Source organism: Pseudonocardia sp. (assembly GCF_050246655.1).
GTDB lineage: Bacteria > Actinomycetota > Actinomycetes > Mycobacteriales > Pseudonocardiaceae > Pseudonocardia.
Genome location: NZ_JBFWVQ010000002.1, coordinates 47,661 through 67,943 on the forward strand (window position 1 = coordinate 47,661; position 20,283 = coordinate 67,943).

At 75.0% G+C, this 20,283-nt stretch carries 16 protein-coding genes and 2 pseudogenes; 10 read left to right on the forward strand and 8 right to left on the reverse strand.

What is annotated here, in order from left to right:
* Positions 1–750 carry a 3-oxoacyl-[acyl-carrier-protein] reductase gene (fabG, locus tag AB7J25_RS01000; protein ID WP_428503956.1) on the forward strand — a complete coding sequence of 250 codons (750 nt, stop codon included), beginning with the start codon at positions 1–3 and terminating at the stop codon, positions 748–750.
* A 163-nt stretch (positions 751–913) separates the two neighbouring features.
* Here fabG and AB7J25_RS01005 read toward each other — a convergent pair whose 3' ends face one another.
* The 3 genes from AB7J25_RS01005 to AB7J25_RS01015 form a co-directional block, all read right to left on the reverse strand.
* Complete coding sequence (locus AB7J25_RS01005) at positions 914–2,110, reverse strand: glycoside hydrolase family 3 N-terminal domain-containing protein (RefSeq protein WP_428503958.1); 1,197 nt, start codon at positions 2,108–2,110, stop codon at positions 914–916.
* A gap of 68 nt (positions 2,111–2,178) precedes the next feature.
* Entirely contained in the window at positions 2,179–2,388 is a 210-nt protein-coding gene (locus AB7J25_RS01010) for a hypothetical protein (RefSeq protein WP_428503960.1), read from the reverse strand.
* A gap of 34 nt (positions 2,389–2,422) precedes the next feature.
* Entirely contained in the window at positions 2,423–2,935 is a 513-nt protein-coding gene (locus AB7J25_RS01015; RefSeq protein ID WP_428503962.1) for a GtrA family protein, read from the reverse strand.
* A 190-nt stretch (positions 2,936–3,125) separates the two neighbouring features.
* Here AB7J25_RS01015 and AB7J25_RS01020 point away from each other — a divergent pair, with 190 nt between their 5' ends.
* The 3 genes and pseudogenes from AB7J25_RS01020 to AB7J25_RS01030 all read left to right on the forward strand — a co-directional run.
* Complete coding sequence (locus AB7J25_RS01020; RefSeq protein ID WP_428503964.1) at positions 3,126–4,094, forward strand: hypothetical protein; 969 nt, start codon at positions 3,126–3,128, stop codon at positions 4,092–4,094.
* Positions 4,087–4,572, forward strand: a complete 486-nt coding sequence (locus tag AB7J25_RS01025; protein WP_428503966.1) for a hypothetical protein — start codon at positions 4,087–4,089, stop codon at positions 4,570–4,572. The genes AB7J25_RS01020 and AB7J25_RS01025 overlap by 8 nt, the downstream gene beginning before the upstream one ends.
* An 89-nt stretch (positions 4,573–4,661) precedes the next feature.
* Positions 4,662–5,348, forward strand: a pseudogene (locus AB7J25_RS01030) (HTTM domain-containing protein); the annotation flags it as partial.
* 89 nt (positions 5,349–5,437) lie between these two features.
* Here AB7J25_RS01030 and AB7J25_RS01035 read toward each other — a convergent pair.
* The gene (locus AB7J25_RS01035; protein WP_428503968.1) at positions 5,438–6,238 is read right to left on the reverse strand and encodes a VOC family protein; all 801 of its coding nucleotides are present in this window, start codon (positions 6,236–6,238) and stop codon (positions 5,438–5,440) included.
* Between the two features lie 95 nt (positions 6,239–6,333).
* On the opposite strand from AB7J25_RS01035, the gene AB7J25_RS01040 reads away from it, so the two are divergent.
* The 4 genes from AB7J25_RS01040 (at position 6,334) to AB7J25_RS01055 (ending at position 13,585) form a co-directional block, all read left to right on the forward strand.
* The gene (locus AB7J25_RS01040; protein WP_428503970.1) at positions 6,334–7,062 is read left to right on the forward strand and encodes an MBL fold metallo-hydrolase; all 729 of its coding nucleotides are present in this window, start codon (positions 6,334–6,336) and stop codon (positions 7,060–7,062) included.
* 144 nt (positions 7,063–7,206) lie between these two features.
* Positions 7,207–9,801, forward strand: coding sequence for a glutamate--cysteine ligase (locus AB7J25_RS01045; protein WP_428503972.1), 2,595 nt, complete (start codon positions 7,207–7,209; stop codon positions 9,799–9,801).
* A gap of 147 nt (positions 9,802–9,948) precedes the next feature.
* On the forward strand, positions 9,949–11,721 hold the full coding sequence (locus AB7J25_RS01050; RefSeq protein WP_428503974.1) for an N-acetylglutaminylglutamine amidotransferase: 1,773 nt from the start codon (positions 9,949–9,951) through the stop codon (positions 11,719–11,721).
* 115 nt (positions 11,722–11,836) lie between these two features.
* The gene (locus AB7J25_RS01055) at positions 11,837–13,585 is read left to right on the forward strand and encodes a S9 family peptidase (protein WP_428503976.1); all 1,749 of its coding nucleotides are present in this window, start codon (positions 11,837–11,839) and stop codon (positions 13,583–13,585) included.
* Between the two features lie 3 nt (positions 13,586–13,588).
* Here the strand turns inward: AB7J25_RS01055 and AB7J25_RS01060 are convergent, their stop codons facing one another.
* The 3 genes and pseudogenes from AB7J25_RS01060 to AB7J25_RS01070 form a co-directional block, all read right to left on the reverse strand.
* Positions 13,589–15,088: a serine/threonine-protein kinase gene (locus AB7J25_RS01060; protein WP_428503978.1), complete on the reverse strand. Its 1,500-nt coding sequence runs from the start codon at positions 15,086–15,088 to the stop codon at positions 13,589–13,591.
* 62 nt (positions 15,089–15,150) lie between these two features.
* Positions 15,151–15,429: pseudogene (locus AB7J25_RS01065) on the reverse strand (transglycosylase family protein); the annotation flags it as partial.
* 721 nt (positions 15,430–16,150) lie between these two features.
* A complete protein-coding gene (locus tag AB7J25_RS01070; protein WP_428503980.1) occupies positions 16,151–17,584 on the reverse strand; it encodes an aldehyde dehydrogenase family protein in 1,434 nt (477 codons plus the stop codon).
* Between the two features lie 110 nt (positions 17,585–17,694).
* On the opposite strand from AB7J25_RS01070, the gene AB7J25_RS01075 reads away from it, so the two are divergent.
* Both AB7J25_RS01075 and AB7J25_RS01080 read left to right on the forward strand, forming a co-directional pair.
* Positions 17,695–18,129 carry a CBS domain-containing protein gene (locus tag AB7J25_RS01075; RefSeq protein WP_428503982.1) on the forward strand — a complete coding sequence of 145 codons (435 nt, stop codon included), beginning with the start codon at positions 17,695–17,697 and terminating at the stop codon, positions 18,127–18,129.
* 328 nt (positions 18,130–18,457) lie between these two features.
* The gene (locus tag AB7J25_RS01080) at positions 18,458–19,357 is read left to right on the forward strand and encodes a hypothetical protein (RefSeq protein WP_428503984.1); all 900 of its coding nucleotides are present in this window, start codon (positions 18,458–18,460) and stop codon (positions 19,355–19,357) included.
* Between the two features lie 208 nt (positions 19,358–19,565).
* Here AB7J25_RS01080 and AB7J25_RS01085 read toward each other — a convergent pair whose 3' ends face one another.
* Complete coding sequence (locus AB7J25_RS01085) at positions 19,566–20,219, reverse strand: disulfide bond formation protein DsbA (protein ID WP_428503986.1); 654 nt, start codon at positions 20,217–20,219, stop codon at positions 19,566–19,568.
* Between the last annotated feature and the right edge of the window lie 64 nt (positions 20,220–20,283).

Genomic DNA, 20,283 nt, shown 5'->3' on the forward strand with positions numbered 1-20,283 from the left:
ATGACGAACACATCGCCGCAACGGGTAGCGATCGTCACGGGCGGCGCGCGGGGCATCGGCGCCGCCATCACCACCGCCCTCGCGAAGTCGGGCGTCCACGTGGCTGCGGGGTACTCCAGCAACGCCGCCGCCGCGGAGGAGCTCGCGGGCAAGCTCGGCGCCGAGGGCTGCTCGGTGTCGGTCCACCAGGGCAACGTCGGCGTCCCCGAGGACTGCGAGCGGGTCGTGCAGGAGGTCCTCGACTCCCACGGCCGCGTGGACGTCCTCGTCAACAACGCGGGCATCACCGTCGACAAGACGATGCGCAGGATGAGCGTCGAGGACTGGCACGCCGTCCTGCGGATCAACCTCTCCGGCGCGTTCTACATGTCGAAGTCCGTGCTGGAGCAGATGATCGCCAACAAGTACGGGCGGATCGTGAACATCAGCTCCGTGGTCGGCCAGATGGGCAACATCGGCCAGGTCAACTACGCGGCGTCCAAGTCGGGCCTGTTCGGCTTCACGCAGAGCCTCGCGCGGGAGACGGCGAACAAGGGCATCACCGTCAACTGCGTGGCGCCGGGCTACATCGAGACCGAGATGGTCGCCGCGGTGCCGGAGGCGGCGATGGAGAAGATCCTCGCCAGGATCCCGGTCGGCAGGCTGGGCCAGGCCCACGAGATCGCGCGGGCCGTGCAGTTCCTGGTCGACGACGACGCCGGCTTCATCACCGGCAGCGTCATCTCGGTCAACGGCGGCATGGACATGTAGGTCCGCCGGGGTCGCCCCGGTCGTCCGGGTCACCCCGGTCGCCCGGGTCACCCCCGTCACCCGGGTCGGCGGTCGCGAACGGCCCGTATGGGAAGTGGGATTTCCCGTACGGGCCGTTCGCGGTCACTGCGCCGATCGCTGTGCACCGGTCACGCTGCACCGGTCACTGTGCACAGCGGCCCTTCGCGATCAGGATGCGGGTGACGGCGCGGTCGTTGGCCGCCGCGTCCAGCTCGCTGCGCGCGAGGGCCGCCTCCAGGTCGTCCAGCACCGTTGCGGGAGACACGGGGTTGCTCCACAGCGCCATGTCGGCACCGGCGTCCAGGGCCGTGCGGACCGCGTCGGCAAGGCCGAAGCGGCCGGTCACGGCCTTCATCGCGCCGAGGTCGTCGGTCATGACCACGCCGTTGAACCCGAGCTCGCCGCGCAGCAGCGCGTACGTGGCCGGGGTGAGCGAGGTCGGCAGCCCGGAGGTCAGGCCGGGAACGTCGAGGTGGCCCACCATGACGGCCGCCGCCCCGCCGGGGAGCAGCTCCGCGTAGGGGCGCAGGTCCGCGACCCGCAGCTGCTGGAGCGGCGGGGTGGCGACGCGGCCCTGGTGGGAGTCCCCGTCGGCGCGGCCGTGGCCGGGGAAGTGCTTGAACACCGGCAGGACACCGGCGTCGCGCAGGCCGTCGGCGAACGCTCCCGCGTAGCGGGCGACGGTGGTGGGGTCCGTCGAGAACGCCCGGTCCCCGATCACCGCGGTGCGCGGCTGCCCGCCGAGGTCCACGACGGGGGCGAGGTCGGTCGTCACGCCGCGGGCCTTCAGCTGCTCGCCGCGGGCCCGCGCGAGGGCCCGCACCTGCTCGGGTGTCATCGTGGCGGCCATGCGGGCCGCGCTGGGCAGCTCGCCGTCCAGGTCGTCGATGCGCTGCACGCGCCCGCCCTCGTCGTCCACCGACACCCAGACGGGCACGGTCGCGGCCCCCTGCACGCGGGCGAGCGCACCGCCGCGCAGCAGCGCCGTCGCGTTCCCGCCGAGGAACACGCCCCCGACCTGCGTGGAGCGCACCAGCTCCGCCGTCGCGTCCGGATCGGCCGCGTCCACCCCGACCATCAGGCGCTGGGCGAGCCGCTCCCGCACCGACATGGCCTCGACGATCGGGGCGCACGGTGGCCCGGCGGGCACAACCGGCTCGGCGGCGGGCGGGGGCGGATCGGCGGCGGGGATCTCCCGCGACGGCAGCACGGTGAGTGCGGTGGCGATGACACCCGCGGCGAGCAGCCCGGCGAGCAGCGGCAACGCCGTCCGCCGCCGCCGTCGCCCGGGCGCCGGTGGTACCGGGGGCGGGATCGGGGACGTGCGCGGGCGGGCCATCACCGCCCATCCTGCCGCTCAGCCCGGCGGCGGGCCGAGCGGCCCTCCGCGGTCGTGCCCCTCGTCGATCAGCCGTCGTCGTCGTTCCCGCCGCCGCCGTTCCCGCTGTCGCCGTCGCTGTCGCCGTCGCCGCCGTCGCCGCCGTCGTCGTCGTCCTGCGTGACGCCCGGGACGCCGCCCTCCTCCCCGTCCTCCCCGCCGCCGCACGACCCGGCGGCGGTCAGGACCACGGCGAGGCCGGCGAGCACGGCGAGGACCGGTCGGCGCAGACGCGTCATGACCCCACCGTGCCAGCCCGGGCGGTACCCGGCATCACGGAGCGGGCGCGGCGGCGACCTCGGGGACGGTGATCGCCGAAGCGATCGGCGCGGTCGGGGCGAACACCCAGGACCGCAGCAGCAGGAACCTGCCCATGCCGCCGAGCAGGCTCGTCGTGGCGATCGACAGCGTCTCCTGCAGGCGGGTGGGCTCCGCGACCACCACGTGCAGCAGCGCCAGCACGACGGCGCTGTACCAGGCGTAGAACGCGATCGTCCCGAGGCTCTGCAGGTGGAGCCGCCAGCGATGCACCACGGGCGCGCCGAACGTGTAGCGGCGGTGCGCCTCGGTGCTGTAGGCGGTGCTGAGCACCAGCGACAGCGCCGCCGCCGGGGCCGGGTCCCACCACGCGCGCAGCAGGTAGAACAGTACGGCGTTGAGGGCGGTGGACGCGCCGCCGACCACCGCGTAGCGCACCACCTGGCGCAGCGCGGGCGGCAGCCGCTCCGTCGGCAGCGTGCGGGGCCGGGCGGTGGTGACACCTGCGGCGAGTGACGTCGCGGGCACCCACACCTCCTCCGCAGACACCCGGCACCTGGCCTTCCACGCTAGATCAGGCGCCGCCCCCGCGTCCCCGTGCAGCGGCGTGATCCACCCGACAGGAGGGTGTGGATGCGCGGGATTCTCCGGATACCGCACCGCTGCGGGCCGCCGCAGCATGGTCCGGCGCCGACCGCCGGACCGACCGGGAGAACCCATGCCCCGAGATCTGCCCCACTCACCGATCCACGCCGGGTTCCCCGCGGCACCCCGAGACCTGCCCCACTCACCGATCCACGCCGGGTTCCCCGCGTCGGGCACGCGGCCGGCCGCGAGGATCGCCGTCGCACTGCTCGCGCTGCTCGCCCTCCTGGCGGCAGGCTGCGGCGCCGCCGATCCGGCGACCCCGGCGTCGCCCGCCCCGGGCGGCCTGCGGGAGTTCGCGGGCCCGGTGCCCGGCACCGACGCCTTCCTGGCCGTGCTGAGCACCGACGGGGCCGCCCTCGCCTACCTCTGCGCCGGGGACTCCCTCGCCGAGCTGTTCGACGGTCCGGCCCTGCCGCTGCACAGCCCGTCGGGGGCCGAGCTGGTGGGCACCGTGGGGCCGGACGGCTTCAGTGGGACGGTCCGGCTCGCCGACGGCCGCAGCCTGCCTGTCGACCTGCCGGAGGTCGGCGGTCCGGCGGGGCTCTACGCCCTCGTCGACGGGGCGGGCGTCGCGCAGCGGGCGCTGTGGATCGTGCTTCCCGACGGCAGCCAGCGTGGCGCGCTGACCGATCGCGAGGGGAAGCGGCGGACGGCGCCGCGGCTGGAGATACGGGGCAAGGACGGCGGTGGCTCCTCGGGCAGCAGCTCCTCGGGCAGCGGCCCCGACGACAGCGACAGCAACGACACCGACACCGACAGCGCAGACAACAGCGGCCCCGGCGCGGTCGCGGAGGTCGACGGCGCAACGGTCGGCGCCGGCAAGGTGATCGCCGGGCCGGGGAGCCCGACCGGCGGCACCGGGTCCGGCCAGGGTGGCTTCCAGTCCGGCGGCTTCCAGAGCTTCCAGCCCGAGGGCGGCCAGTCCGGCGGCTTCCAGAGCTTCCAGCCCGAGGATGGCTTCCAGTCCGGCGGCTTCCAGAGCTTCCAGCCCGACGATGGCCAGTCCGGCGGGTTCCAGAGCGGGTACCAAGGTGGCTGACCCGCACAGCACGACCCGGCCGCACAGCACGACCCCTCCGCACAGCACGACCCCGCCGCCCGGCACGCGGTGCCGGATCGTCGCGACCGCGATCTGGCTCGCCGCCCTCCTCGGCTGCTCGCTCGGGGTGCTGCCCGAGGCGTGGCCGGTCGGCTCGGCGGCGATGTTCGCCTTCACCGCCGACACCGCCACCGAGTACCACCTCGACGGCACGAGCGCCGACGGGCGGGCCGTGCCGATGCCGGCCGCCGCCTTCGGGGTGACGACCTACGAGCTCGGCCGCCACCTCGCCGAGGTCACCCGCCCCGGCACCGGCTTCGCCGGCAGGCGCGCCCTCGCCGATCTCGCCGCCTGGTGGAACGCCCACCACCCCGACCGCCCCGTCGCGGCCGTGACGCTGCGGGCGCGGATCATCGAGATCCGCCCGGGACTGCCCGAGCGCCGCGTGACCCTGATGACCTGGCCGGGGGCGCCGTGACCAGCGGGCTCAGGGGGATCACCGACCGCCTGCTCCCCGAGGTGCCGGTACGCAGGCTCGCGGCAGTGCGCATCCTGGTCGCGGCCTACGTGGCCGTCGACCTGCTCGCCCACCACCACTGGATCGGCTACGGCGACGCGCCCGCGGCGCTGTACCACCCGCGGGGGCCGCTGGCCGGGACGGCCGCCGGCAGCCTGCTCGATGCGGCGCGGCTGGGGACCGCGGAGCTGACGCTGCTCTGGAGCACCTGCCTCACCCTCGCCGTCCTGGCGCTCGCGGGCCGCTGGAGCCGCGCCGGCTGCGCCGTCCTCGCCGTCACCTACTGGTGGTGGGTGGTCGAGCACCACGCCTACGGGTTGCCGACACACGGACGGACGGCGATCGTCGTCGCCCTCGCCGCGCTCGCGACCGCCCCGGCAGGCGCCGCATGGTCGCTCGACGCCTGTCGCAGGCGTCGCCGCGGGCTCCCGGCCGAGCCGTCGGACAGCCGCGCCGCCGGGTGGGTGCTCTCCGTGATCGCCCTGCAGCTCACCTACCTCTACCTGTCCTCGGCGATCTGGAAGCTCGCCGTCGGCGGGCCTTCCTGGTGGAGCCGCGGTGCCGTCGACACCGGGATCGTCCTGTTCGGGCCGTCCTGGGCCGTCCGGATCGTGGGCGAACACCCCGGGGCCGTGCACGCGGCGGCGCTGGCCGCCCTGCTCTGGGAGCTGTGCGCGCCGCTGCTGCTCGTCCCGGGGCGCCCACGCCGCCTCTTCGCCGCGAGTGCCATCGCCTTCCACCTCGGCGTGCTCGCCACGATGCGGATCGACTTCACCGGCACCGCCGTGGCCTGCCTCGCGCTGCTGCTGGCCTCTCGGCCCGCGCGTCAGCCCGCGGCCGTGTCCTCCTGCGAGCCGTCGCCCGCCGCAGCGGACATCACCATGAACACCGCTCCCTGCGGGTCGGTGAGGCACGCCATCCGTCCCCAGGGGCTGTCCTGCGGACCGGCCACGACCTGGCCACCCGCCGCCGTGGCCGTGGCGATCGCGGCGTCCGCGTCCGCCACGGCGAAGTACGGCAACCAGTGCGACGGGACCCCGTCGGGCAAGCCGTCGAGCCCGCCGAGGCCACCCAGCGGATGACCACCCGTGTGGAAGATCGTGTAGCCGGCCGGTGCGCCCTCGACCGGCTCGTACCGGTGGCCGAACACGCTCGCGTAGAAGGCACGGCCCGCGTCCGGATCGGACAGCCGCGCATCCTCCCACAGCAGGCCGCCGGGCTCGTTGTAGATCCCGATGCCGACCATGCCCTGCGACTCCCACACGCCGAACACCGCCCCGGCGGGATCCTGCGCGATCACCATGCGGCCGTTGCCGGGGATCTCCATGGGCGGCACCAGCACGTTGCCGCCCGCCTCGCCGATCGCCTTCACGGTGGCGTCCGCGTCGTCCGAGGCGAGGTAGACCGTCCAGGCGCTGGGCTGGCCCTCCTCCATGATCGGGCCGATGCCGGCCGCGGCGCGGTCGCCGACACTGCAGATGTGGTAGTGGCCCATCTCCTCGCCGCTGTCGACCGCCGTCCAGCCCAGCAGGCCTCCGTAGAACTCCGCGGCGGCCGCGACGTCGGGCACGGCCAGGTCGACCCAGCACGGGGTGCCGTGGGGCCAGGGTTCGGTGCGCGTGGGCACGGGATACCTCCTCTGATCGGGCCTCTGATCGGGCTCCGTTCGGGAGGTCAGTGAACCAGCGGGCACCGACAATCCGGTGGCGCGAGGATGAACGGATGGACGGGCGGTGGGTCGAGGTCGGTGACGGGGTCCTGGCGCGCCGGTACGCGGAGCTCGACCTCACGGTCGGGCTGGTGGTCGGCGACGAGCGGGCGCTGGTCGTGGACACCCGCGGGGACGCGACGCAGGGCGCGGAGCTGGCCGCGGCCGTGCGGGAGGTGACGGCGCTGCCGCTGGTGGTGGCGATCACGCACGCCCACTTCGACCACTGCTTCGGCACCGCGGCGCTCGCCCCGGACGCGGTGTACGCGCACCCGCGGTGCACGGCCGCGATCCGGTCGACCGCGGCGGCGCAGCGGGCGCGCTGGTCGGCGTGGTACCGGGCCCGCGGCGATCCGGGCGACGGGGCGGTCGCGGCGGCGCTCGCCGCCACCGATCCCCCGCTGCCGGACCGGGCCGCCCCCGCCGTGGTCGATCTCGGCGGCCGGACCGCGGCCCTGCTGCACCTCGGCCCGGGCCACACCGACCACGACCTCGTCGTGCACACCGGCGGGGTGGTCTTCGCGGGCGACCTCGTCGAGCAGGGCGCCCCGCCCGACCTGGAGGACGCGGTGCTCGGCGGGACCCTCGCGGCCTGGCCCGCCACCCTGGACCGGCTGCTCGCGCTCGGCCCGCGGACCGTCGTCCCCGGGCACGGCGATCCCGTGGACGCGACGTTCGTCGCGGCCCAGCGCGCCGAGCTGGCCGAGTTGGCGGGCCTGTGGGCGCCCGACGGCCGTCCATGATCCGCTTCTGCGGTGCAGGACGGCCACGGATGGCCGCGCCGTACCACGGATGCGGATCACGACCGGAACGACGGCCGCGTTCGGCGGCACCCCTGCCGCCGTGCGCGACACGTGCCCGTCACATCGAGCACATACGGTCGGTGCATGCCCGCGACGCCCGAGCCCTCGTCCGGCACCCCCGCGATCGGGGTCGAGGAGGAGTTCCACGTCGTCGACCTGGAGACCCGCCGTTCCGCCCCCGAGGTCGATGCGCTGCTCGCCCAGCTCGACGGCGAGGAGTTCGCCCCTGAGCTGCAGCGCTCCCTGGTGGAGACCAACACCCCCGTCTGCCACACCCTCGACGAGCTGCGCGGGCACCTCCGTCGGCTGCGGGCCACGCTGGAGAGCGTGGCCGAGCCGCTCGGGCTGGGCGTCGTCTCGGCCGGCACGGTCCCGCTGGTCGACCTGTCCTCCGACGCGATCTCCGCGGGCGCCCGGTACGAGCGGATGCAGCACGAGTACCAGATGCTCGTGAGCGAGCAGCACATCTGCGGCGCCCAGGTGCACGTCGACGTCCCGAACCGGGACGTCGCCGTCGAGGTCGTGCAGCGCGTGGCACCCCACCTGTCGACGCTGCTCGCCATCTCGGCCAGCTCCCCGTACTGGCGCGGCCGGGACTCCGGCTACGCGAGCTACCGCAGCATCGTGTGGTCGCGCTGGCCCACCTCCGGCCCGCCGGCGGACGTCGCCACCGGCGCCGAGTACGACGCGATGGTCGACGAGCTCATCGCCTCGGGCACGATCAGCGACGCCGGGATGGTCTACTTCGACATCCGGCCCAGCGCCCACGTGCCCACCGTGGAGCTGCGGGTGTGCGACGCATGCCCCCAGGTCGACGACGTGGTGCTGATCGCGGGGCTGTTCCGCGCCCTGGTAGCGCGCGCCCGCGCGGACGCCGACGCCGGGCTCCCGCCGCCCACCTTCCGCCGCGAGCTGCTGCGCGCCGCAAGCTGGCGGGCCGCCCGCTCGGGTTTGGAGGGCGACCTCGTCGATCTCGTCGGGCCACGTCTGCAGGACCCGGCCCGCCTCATCGGCAGGCTCGTCCGGCACCTGCGCCCGCAGCTGGAGGACGCCGGCGACTGGGAGCAGGTGCTGGAGCTGTCCGAGGCCACCCTGGCGCGCGGCAGCTCCGCCGCGCTGCAGCGGCGCGCGTACGGCCGCCGCGGCGAGCTCGCCGACGTCGTGGACGCGCTCGTGGCCCGCACCCAGGGCCGCGCCGTCCGCACCGAGCCGCCCGCCGCCGTCCCGGTCGCGCCCGCGCTGCTCGCGAACTACGGGTCCAGCGCCGTCGACGCCCCGTTCGACGAGGCCGTGGGCCCGGACCTCGCCGTGCTGCCCCACTACGGGTTCCTCTTCCGCGCGCTGGACCGGCTGGGGCCGCGGGGCATGGTCGCCGCCGAGTCCGCGCTGCGGACCGAGCAGCGGGCCCGTGGGGTCACGTTCCGCGTCGGGGACGGCCAGCCGGACCGCCTGTTCCCCCTCGACCTGGTGCCGCGGATCATCACCGCCGAGGAGTGGGCCGACGTCGGCGCCGGGCTCGCCCAGCGCGTGCGGGCGCTGGAGGCGTTCGTGCGCGACGTCTACGCGGGCCGCGAGATCGTCGTCGACGACGTCGTCCCGGCTTCGATCGTCGACGCCGCGCCCGGCCGCACGCGGCTCGGCAAGCTCGCGCCCGCGGACAGCGTGCGGATCGCCGTCGCGGGCATCGACCTGGTGCGCGACCGCGCCGATCGCTGGCTCGCGCTCGAGGACAACCTGCGCGTGCCGTCCGGCATCGGCTACTCGATCATGAGCAGGCGGCTCGTCCGCTCGGTGATGCCGGACCTGGAGCCGCCCGGTGGCGTCGTCGGGGTCGAGGCGGTGCCCGCGGCGCTGCGCGCGGCGCTGCTGTCGGCCACCGAGGACGACGAGCCCGGATCGGACGAGGTCGCGGTGCTCTCGGCAGGCCCGTCGGACTCCGCGTGGTTCGAGCACCAGCTGCTCGCCGACCAGATGGACGCCCCGGTCGTCACGCCGCGGGAGCTGCAGGTCACCGACGACGGGGTGTACCTCGTCGGCGAGGGCGCCCGCCGCCGCCTGGCGGCGCTCTACCGCCGCATCGACGAGCGCGACCTCATGGAGTCCATCGGCGCCGACCGCAGACCGCTGGGCCGGGCGCTCGCCAACGCCGTCGCCCGCGGCCGGGTGAGCCTCGCCAACGCGCTCGGCAACGGCATCGCGGACGACAAGCTCGTCTACGCCTACGTCCCCGACATGATCACCTACTACCTCGGGGAGAAGCCGCTCCTGGACAACGTCGCGACGTACCCGTGCGTCGACCCGCAGCGGCGTGCGGAGGTCCTCGACCGCATCGGCGAGCTCGTGATCAAGCCTGTCGACGGCTACGGCGGCGTTGGCATCGTCATCGGCCCGCACGCGAGCCGCGCCGAGCTGGCCGAGATCGCGGAGAAGGTCCGGCGCAACCCGTCCGGCTGGGTGGCGCAGGAGCTCGTGGCCCTGTCGACCCATCCCACGTTCGCCGAGAACCGTCTCGAACCGCGTGCGGTGGACCTGCGAGCGTTCGCCCTGCAGTCCCAACGCACGGACGGCTCCGTCGTCGACGTGCTGCCCGCCGCGCTCTCCCGCGTCGCCCCGGCGGGCAGCCTCATCGTCAACTCCTCCCGCGGGGGCGGGGCGAAGGACACGTGGGTGCTGCGGTAGGGCCCGTCACCCGGCGCCCTGTCGTGACCTGCGTCGCCCCGGGTGGTTGTCCCGGGCGCGCTCGACCCGGCATGGTCACACTCGGTCGGAGCTGCCCACCGGAGTGCGGTCATACCCGGTGACGATCCAGACACGAGGAGACGCGACATGTGCGGCATCGCCGGCGAGATCAGATTCGACGGGGCCCCCGCCGACGTGGCGGCGGTCGGGCGGATCACCGCCGCGATGCACCGGCGCGGACCGGACGGCTCCGGGGTGCACGCGGCGGGCCGCGTCGCGTTCGGCCACCGCCGCCTGAAGATCATCGATCTGTCGGAGCGCGGCGCCCAGCCGATGGTCGACTCCGAGCTGGGGCTCACCGCGGTGTTCAACGGCTGCATCTACAACTACCGCGAGCTGCGCGCGGAGCTCCAGGGCCTCGGCTACCGGTTCTTCTCCGACTCCGACACCGAGGTGCTGCTCAAGTCCTTCCACCGCTGGGGCGCGGACTGCGTGCAGCGCTTCCTCGGCATGTTCGCCTTCGCCGTGCACGAGCGCGACTCCGGCACCGTCACCCTCGGCCGCGACCGCCTGGGCATCAAGCCGCTCTACCTGTCCGAACGGCCCGGGCGGCTGCGCTTCTCGTCCGCGCTGCCCGCGCTGCTCGCCGGCGGGGACGTCGACACCTCGATCGACCGGGTCGCCCTGCACCACTACATGACGTTCCACTCCGTCGTCCCGGCGCCGCGGACGATCCTCTCCGGGGTCCGCAAGCTGCCGCCAGCCACCGTCCGCACGATCGCCGCCGACGGGTCGTCCACCGAGCACGTCTACTGGCGCCCGCGCCACGTCCGCCGTCTCGAGCTGGGGATCACCGACTGGAACGAGGCCGTCCTCGAGGCGCTGCGGACGGCCGTGCGCCGGCGCATGGTCGCGGACGTCCCGGTGGGGGTGCTGCTCTCGGGCGGGCTGGACTCGTCGCTGGTGGTGGGCCTGCTCGCCGAGGCGGGCCAGCGCGGGCTGAAGACGTTCAGCGTGGGGTTCCACGCGGCCGGCGGCGAGTCCGGTGACGAGTTCGAGTACTCCGACCTGGTCGCGCAGGCCTTCGACACCGACCACCACCAGATCCTCGTCGACCCGGCGCGGATGCTGCCCGCCGTGGACGACGCGATCGCCGCGATGGCCGAGCCGATGGTCTCCCACGACTGCGTCGCGTTCTACCTGCTCTCCGAGGAGGTGGCGAAGTCCGTCACGGTGGTGCAGTCCGGGCAGGGCGCGGACGAGGTCCTCGCGGGCTACAGCTGGTACCCGCCGCTCGCGGACGTCCCTCGCGGGCGCGGCGTCGCGGCCTACGCGGCCGGGTTCACCGACCGCCCGCACGCCGAGCTCGCCGACATCCTCGAACCCGAGTGGCTGCTCGACCACGACCCGAGCCGCGCGTTCGTCGCCGCGCACTTCGCCGAGGAGGGCGCGGACTCCACGCTCGACGCCGCGCTGCGGCTGGACTCCACGGTCATGCTCGTCGACGATCCGGTGAAGCGGGTCGACAACATGACGATGGCGTGGGGACTGGAGGCGCGGGTGCCGTTCCTCGACCATGAGCTCGTGGAACTCGTCGCCGCGTGCCCGCCCGAGCTGAAGCTCGCGCACGGTGGCAAGGGGGTGCTCAAGGAGGCCGCCCGCGGGCACGTCCCGGACGGGGTCATCGACCGGCCGAAGGGGTACTTCCCCGTACCGGCGATCCGCCACCTCGCCGGGCCGTTCCTGGAGCGGGTCCGCGACGCGGTGACCGACCCCGTCGCCAAGGCGCGGGGCATGGTGCGCCCGGACTGGCGCGATGCGATGCTCGCCGATCCGAACACGACGCGCACCAACCTCGGTTCGAACGCGTTGTGGCAGGTGGCACTGCTGGAGATGTGGTTGCAGGAGAGGGGGATCTGACCTGGACACGCCGATCACCGAACGGTTCCCGCCCGCGTACGGGTGCCCGGTCCCGTCCCCGGACGGGCTGTCGCTGGCCTGGATCTCCGACCGCGACGGCAGGCCCCGCGCCTGGGTGGCGCCGCTGCCCGGCGAGGGCGAACCGCTGCCCGAGCCGGGCTGGCCCCTGCCCACCGGTCCGGAGGATCCGGTCCCCGGCGACGTCACCGCGCTCGCGTGGTCGCCGGACGGCACGTGGCTGGCCTGCCAGCTCGCCCCCGGCGGCGGCGAGCGCACCCGCGTGCGGCTGATCTCCCCCGACGGCACGCCGCGCGACGGCGAGACGCTGCGCGAGCTCGCCCCCGACGCGGCCGCGGTCACCCTCGGCACCTGGTCACCCAACGGGCGCCAGCTGGGCATCACGCTGTTCACCGAGGGCGGCGGCGAGGGCCACGCCTGCCTCGTCGACGTCCGCGACGGCTCGTCCACGGTGCTCGCGAGCGGCCCGGCCGCCCGCGTGTGCGCGATCAGCGGTGACGGCAGGCGCGCGGTGGTCCGGCTGGGCAGGCGCGGAGCGCGCAGCCTGGAGCTCATCGACCTGCGTTCCGGCCGCCGCACCGATCTCCTGCCCGGCGGCGCCACCGTCGCCGAGGCGCGCTTCGGCGTCACCGGCGACACCCTCTACGTCCACACCGACGCCGGGCGCGAGCACGTCGCACTGCTCGCCGTCACAGTGCACGGGGACGCCGAGCCGCCGCTGGTGCACCTGGTCGCCGAGCGTCCGGACGCCGATCTCGACCTCGTCGCCCTGGACCCGGCGGGGGCGCGGGCCGCGCTGGTGTGGAACGTCGCGGGCGTCAGTGAGGCGGAGGTGCTCGACCTGCGCTCTGGGCTCGTCGACGCCCTGCCCGACGTGGCGGGCGACGTGGTCACGGGCGCCGCGTTCACCCGGGACGGCCGCGCCCTGCTGCTGGCCGCCGAAGGTCCCACCGTCGCCCCCCGGATCTCGCGGGTGCCGCTGGACGACGGCGGCTGTGCCACCCTGCCGGTCACCCTGCTGCTCGGCGCGGACACCCCCGCGGGTCTCGTGGCCCCGACGCTCGTCGCCTACCGCGGCGAGGACGGGCTCCCGCTGCAGGGCTGGCTGTTCCGCCCGCCTGCCGCGCTCGTCCAGCACGGTCCGCTGCCCACGCTCGTCTGGCTGCACGGCGGGCCCGAGGCGCAGGAACGGCCCGTGTTCCAGCCGCTGTTCCAGGCGCTCGTGGCGAGCGGTGTGGCCGTGTTCGCGCCGAACGTGCGCGGTTCCGGCGGGTACGGGCGCAGCTTCGCCTGCGCGGACGACCGCGGTCGCCGCTTCGCCGCGATCACCGACGTCCGCGCCACCGCCGAGCACCTCGTCGCGGCCGGGTTGGCCGACGCGGACCGGCTCGGTGTCGCCGGCCGCTCCTACGGCGGCTACCTCACGCTGGTCGCACTCACCTGGTACCCCGACCTGTTCCGGGTCGGGGTGGACGTCTGCGGCATGGCGGACTTCGACACCTTCTACGCCCACACCGAGCCGTGGATCGCCGAGGCCGCCACGGCGAAGTACGGCGATCCCCGCCGCGACCGCGCGCTGCTCGGCGGGCTGTCGCCGCTGCGCCGCATCGACCGCCTCACAGCACCGCTCATGGTGGTGCACGGCCGCCACGACACGAACGTGCCGGTCATCGAGGCCGAGCAGGTCGTCGCGGCCCTGCGCGAGCGCGGCGCCGCCCCCGCCTACCTGCTGTTCGACGACGAGGGCCACGAGGTGAAGGACCGGGAGAACCGCGCCCGTTTCGTGCAGGAGGTGGTGGCGTGGGTCACCGGGCATCTGCTGGAGCTCGGCGAGCAGACCGCCTGACCCTCAGTCCAGCTTGCTGAACGAGCGCATGACCGGTTGGCCGTCCACCTCGTCGACCACGAAGCGGTAGCGCTCGCGGGTCTCGCCGCCGCCCTGCAGGTCGAACACGACGGTGGCCTCGACGGTGCCCTCGCCGGTCTGGTCGACATCGTCGAGATCGACGTTCTCGATGCCGCTCCAGAACCGCTGGTAGCCCGCGAGGCCGCCGGAGCCGGCCTGCGCCTGCGGGCCGAGCAGCGCCCACGCGGCGTCCGGGTTGCCGGGGAGCAGCGCGTAGTAGTCCCGGACGAAGTCCTCCGGGTTGTCGGCCGGGACGGGCGCAGGCGTCGTCGTGGCCGGCGGCCGCGTGGTGGTCGGCGCGGCGCTCGTCGTCGGGGACGCCGCGGGCGGCGCCGCGATCGGCGTCTCGGCGCCCGTGCGGTTGACCAGCAGCACCGCGGCCGCCCCGATCGCGACCAGCAACGCACCGAGCAGCACCATCAACACCGGCGACGTCCGCCCCGGTGGCCGGCGCGGACGCTGCGCCGGCGGGGCCGCGGCGATCGTCGGCGGGTTCATCGGGTTCATCGGGCCCACCGGCGCCGCCGCGGCGGCCACCGGCGCCGGTGGCGGTGCCAGCACCGCGGTGCCGCTCGGCAGGACCGGCGGGGCGCCCGCCGCCACGGCGGCCAGCGCGTCGCGGGCCTGCGCGGCGGTCGGGCGCTGCTCCGGCTCCGGTGCGAGGAGCCGCATCAGCAGGTTCGTCAGCGGTCCCGCCTGCGCGGGAGGCTCGATGACGCCCATCGCGACCTTGTGCAGCAGCGCGTACGCGTTGTCGTCCAGGCCGAACGGCGGATGGCCCTCCACCGCGGCGTAGATGGTGGCGCCCAGCGCGAACACGTCCGACGCCGCCGTCGGCTCCCGGCCGCGCGCCACCTCGGGCGCCAGGAACGCCGGCGTGCCCGCGATCAGTCCGGTGCGCGTGACCTGCACGTCGTCCACCGCCCGCGAGACCCCGAAGTCCGTGAGCTTGACCCGCCCGTCCTCGGCCAGCAGGACGTTGCCGGGCTTGACGTCGCGGTGCACCACCCCGACGTTGTGCGCGGCTGCGAGCCCGTCCGCGACCTGGCGAGCGACCTCCGCGACCTCCTGCGGCGGCAGTGTCCCCCGCTGCGCCAGGACCGTGGCCAGCGACTGCGACGGCAGGTACTCCATCACCAGCCACGGCCGCTCGTCGTGCACCACCACGTCGAACACGCCGATGACGTGCGGGTGCTGCCGCAGCCGGGCCCCGAGGCGGCCCTCGCGCATCAGGCGCTGGCTCGCCTCCTCCAACGGATCGCCGTTCTGGCGGCCCGACGGGACGGCCGCCAGCAGCTCCTTCACCGCCACCTGGCGGTTGAGCAGCTCATCCGTCCCCCGCCAGACGACCCCCATGGCACCGGAGCCGATCTTCTCGTCCAGCCGGTACCGGCCGCCGATGCGGGCAGGGGGCGATTCCGGGGTGTCGGCGGGGGCGTTCATCACCCTTCAGGGTATCGGGCCCGCTACCCGGGGGCAGCGACGGCGGCAGGCTGGGACGCGCGTCACCGCGGCAGCCCCAAGCGGGCCGCACAGGCAGGCCACGCACCGTAACCGCCGCGGGCGTCCCGGACCCGGGTGGCGACGGCGACCTGCTCCTCCCGGCTGGCTTCGTGCGGGCGCGGTGCGTACGCGGTGCCGCCGAAGTCGCGCCACGTGGGCAGATCGAACTGGAGCCCGCCGTAGTAGCCGTTGCCCGTGGCGATCCGCCAGTCGCCGCCGGACTCGCACCGCGCGAGGCGCTCCCAGACGGCGCCGACCGCGTCGGCGACCTCGGGTCGGCGCGGGAGCGGCGGGGACGCGGCACCGCGAGCGGTAACGGGCGTGGTGGGGCCCGGCGCAGCGGGAACAGGGTCCGGCTCGGCGGGGTCAGGGTCCGGCGCGGGGTCGCCGCCCGCCGGAGCGAGGGTCACGCCCTCCATCCAGGGGCGTGGCGCGAGGTGCGTGCCCGGCTCCCCGTCGAGATCGTCGCCCCCGGCACCCGCCCGACCGACGGCCCCGGCGCGGGCCACCCCCACCGTGGCGCGCCCCTCGGCCGCCGGCGCGGTGGCGGGATCCGACGGCGGCGCGGCCGCGTCCCAGCCGGCGCCCGCGGCCCCCACGACCACGGCGGCCACGACCCCGAGCAGCAACGCCCGTGGCGCGGTGGCACCCTCTGCCCGCCGCGCCCGGCCCCGCCCCGGCGCGGGCGGCACGGCCCGCCGCGGACGTCGCCGGCGCGCGACCCGGGGCACGCCCGCCTGCGCACGCACCCCCGGCCCTCCGGCCCGCACGGCGAGCGGCGGCCCCGTCCGCGGCCACCCGGGCCGTGGAGGGGCCGCCGGATGCAGGGCACGCACGGCGGCAGCCTGCGGGACGGGACGCGGCGGGGGCTGCATGCCGCGGCACGCTAGGAACCCCACCCCCGCCCGCGGGCCGTTTCGCGCACGTCACCACGACCGCCCGGACCCTCGCCGACGCCCTCGGTCGGCGCATCGCGGGCGCGTCGTCGCAGGTCGGGACGGGTCAGCGCTGGATGGACTTCACCTCGCAGAACTCCTCCAACCCGAACCGCCCGAGTTCACGGCCGTTACCGCTCTGCTTGTACCCACCGAACGGGGCCATCGGGTTGAACGCCCCACCGTTGACGTCCACCTGCCCGGTCCGCAGCCGCCGCGCCACGGCCAGGGCGTGGTCCGGCTCGCCGAAGACGGCGCCTGCCAGGCCGTAGACGGTGGAGTTGGCGATCTCGACGGCCTCGTCCTCGTCGCGGTAGGGGATCACCGACAGCACCGGCCCGAAGATCTCCTCCTGGGCGATGACGCTGTCGGGCGCGACGTTCGCGAACACGGTGGGCCGCACGTAGTAGCCGCGCTCCAACCCCTCGACCTGGCCCGGCCCGCCGAACGCGACGGTCGCGCCCGACTCGACCCCCTTCTCCAGGTAGCCCGCCACCCGCTGCTGCTGGGCGGCCGACGCCATCGGGCCGATGCGCGTGGTCGCCTCCGTGGGATCGCCGACGGTGTAGCGCCCGGCGGCCGCCACGGCGAGTTCCACCGCCTCGTCGTGGCGCTGCGCGGGGACGAGCATCCGCGTCCACGCCGAGCACGTCTGGCCACCGTTGATGAAGCACTGGGCGACGCCGACCTTCACCGCCGCCCCGAAGTCCGCGTCGGGCAGCACGACGTTCGCGGACTTCCCGCCGAGCTCCAACGCCACCCGCTTGATGGTCCCTGCCGACACCTCGCTGACCCGTCGCCCGGCGCGCGCGGACCCGGTGAAGGACATCATGTCGATCCCGGGGTGGGCGGCCATCGCCTCGCCGACCACCGGCCCGTAGCCGTGGACGACGTTGTAGACCCCCGCCGGGACCCCCGCCTCCGCGACGATCTCAGCGAGGATCCCGGCCGTCAGCGGGGCGATCTCGCTGGGCTTGAGTACCACCGTGCAGCCCGCGACCAGCGCGGGCGCCACCTTCGCGACGATCTGGTGCAGCGGGTAGTTCCACGGCGTGACGGCGCCGACGACGCCCACGGGCTCGCGCACCACGAGGGAGTTGCCGATCTCCTCGCTCCACGGGAAGTCCGCGGCGAGCGCGGCGACCCCGGCCGACGTCGCGCGCGGCATCGCGGCCTGGACCTTCTGCGCGAACGTCGCGGGCGAGCCCATCTCCGCGGTGATCGCCGAGGCGATCTCGTCGCGGCGCGCCTTGATGCCCTCGGAGATCCGCCCGACGGCGGCCGCCCGCTCCTGCACCGGGGTCACCGACCATCCGGCGAACGCCGCGCGGGCCGCCGCGACGGCCCGGTCCACGTCGGCGGCGGAGCCCGCCGGAACGGTGGCGATCACCTCCTCGGTGGCGGGATCGACCACTTCGATGTGCTCGCCCCCGCCCTCGGCGAAGGCGCCGTCGATCCAGTGCCCGGTGCGGTATGTCGTCGGTGTCGTCGGTCCAGCCATGCCCCCGATCCTCACACGGACAACCCGTCGCTCCCACCCGCTCGCCGGATTCGCGGCGTAGCCTCGGCAGGGATCATCGGGGTCACGCGGACGTGACAGGAGGCGCGCTGATGCTCATCGCCGACATCCTCGAAGCCAAGGGCCACCAGGTGCATACGGCGCTGCCGTGGACGACCGTGGCACAGGCCGCGGCCAGGCTCGACGACGCAGGCGTGGGCGCGCTGCTGGTCTGCGAGACGAACGGGAGGATCCGCGGGATCGTCTCGGAGCGCGACATCGTGCGCGGGGTCGTCCGGCACGGGCGGGCCCTGCTCGACATGCCAGTGAGCGAGATCATGACCCGCAACGTCTCGACCTGCGCCCCGGACGACACGGTGCCCTCGGCGATGGCCCGGATGACCCGTGGCCGGTACCGCCACCTGCCCGTCGTGTCCGGCGGCGAGCTGGTCGGGCTGGTGAGCATCGGCGACCTGGTCAAGCACCGGGTGCGGGAGATGGAGCTCGAGACCGGGGTCCTGCGCGACACCTTCATCGCGCACCACTGATCCACTGGCACCCCTGATCCATCGGGCACCGCGCCGTCGCCGTGCTCACCTGGCGGCGCCGTGCACACCCGGCGGCCCCGTGCACATCTCGCGGCGCCGTGCACATCTCGCGGCGCCGTGCACATCTCGCGGCGCCGTGCTCACCTGGCGGCGCCGTGCATACCGTGAGGTCACGGTGCGCACGTCCCGCCGTGTGCACGGTGACGTCGACGTGTGCACGCCGCCCGACCGTGTACACGGTGGCCCGGTTGTCCACCTGACGGGCGGTCATCCACAGGAGCCGGGACGGGCCTGGCGCCCGGCGCGTCGGCACCTGCAGGGTCGGATCATGAACCTGCGACTGCGTCGCGACCTGCACGCCGATGGCTACACCGACGCCGAGATCCGCCGCGCGCTGCGGGCCGGGCGCCTGCGCGCGATCCGGCGGGGTGCCTACCTCACCGAGCCGCCCGGCGATCCCGTCGACCGCCATCTCGCCGCGGTCCGCGCGGCGGCCGCCGTGCTGTCCGCGGACGCGGTCGTGAGCAACGTCTCGGCGGCGCTCGTGCACGGCCTACCCGTGTGGGCCGTCCCGCTGGACCGGGTCCGCGTCACCCGCCCGCGGCGACGTTCGGGTGCCCGGATCGGCGCCCGGGTGCACGTGCGGTGCGCGCCCCTCGACACCCGCGACGTCGTCGTGCGCGACGGCATCTCCGTCACCTCGCCCGCCCGCACCCTGTCCGACGTGGCGCGCACGGTGCCGTTCGAGCAGGCGGTGGTGATCGTCGACGCGGCGCTGCGCCGCGGGCTGGTGGACCACGACGCGTTGGCCGCGGAGCGGGAGCGCTGCCGGCGCTGGCCCGGCGGGCCCGCGGCAGCACGGGTGTTCGCGTTCGCGGACGGCCGCAGCGACAACCCCGGCGAGTCCCGCAGCCGGGTCGCGATCGCCGCGGCGGGGCTGCCGCCCCCGCAGCCGCAGTGGGAGGTGCGCACCGCAGGCGGCGAGCTGCTGGGAATCGGCGACTTCGGCTGGAAGCGCGGGCGCACCGTCGGCGAGTTCGACGGCCGGCGCAAGTACGGGCGCGACCTGCGTCCCGGTCAGGAGCCCGGCGACGCCGTCTTCGCCGAGAAGCGCCGGGAGGACGCGTTTCGCGCCGAGGGTCTCGCGGTCGTCCGGTGGACGTGGGCCGATCTCGACTGCTTCGCCCCGGTCGCCGACCGGATCCGGGCGCGGCTGGCCGGCCGGTGACCGGGGGCCAGGGGCCAGGGGGCCAGGGACTGTGGCTCAGTGCGGGCCGTTGACCGGGGGCCAGTCACCGGGGACCAGGGGCCGGCGACGAGGCCCGTGCACACCGTCACGTCGCCGTGCACACCTCCCGCCGTGTGCACGGCGACGCCGCCATGTGCACGGCGACGGCGGCGTGCGCAGCCCGCCGCCGTGCGCAGGCCGCCGCGGGTCAGTCGAACACCGGCCGCAGGTCGCGGGTGCGCTTCAGCTCGAAGAAGTACGGGTAGGACGCGAGCGTGCGGGCACTGTCGAAGATCGTGCCGGCGTCCTCGCCGCGTGGGATGCGGGCGAGCACCGGGCCGAAGAACGCGACCCGGTCCACGTGGATGGTGGGCGTGCCGACGTCCAGGCCGACCGGTTCCATGCCGCGGTCGTGACTCGCCTTCAGCTCCTCGTCGAACTCCGTGCTGGTGGCCGCCTCGGCCAGCGACGGTGGGAGGTCGAGCTCGGCGAGGGCCTCCTTGATCACGACGTCGAAGTCCTTGTTGCCGCCGTCGTGGATCCGGGTGCCCATCGCGGTGTAGAGCGGGCGCAGGATCTCCTGACCGTGCGCCCGGGCGGCGGCGATCGCGACGCGCACGGGTCCCCACGCGCGGTCCAGGTGATCGCGGTATGCCTGCGGCACGTCCCGATCCGCGTTGAGCACCGCGAGGCTCATGACGTGGAAGTGCAGGTCGATGTCGCGTACCTGCTCGACCTCGAGGATCCAGCGGGACGTGATCCACGCCCACGGGCACATCGGGTCGAACCAGAAATCGACGCGGGTCCTGTCGGCCACGAAGGTACTCCTCCACCTCGACGATGTTCTCCAATGCTCAACCATCACGCCCGCCGGGCTGTTCCTCCACGCGACCGCGAATTCCCCGCCACGCGGACGCACCACACAT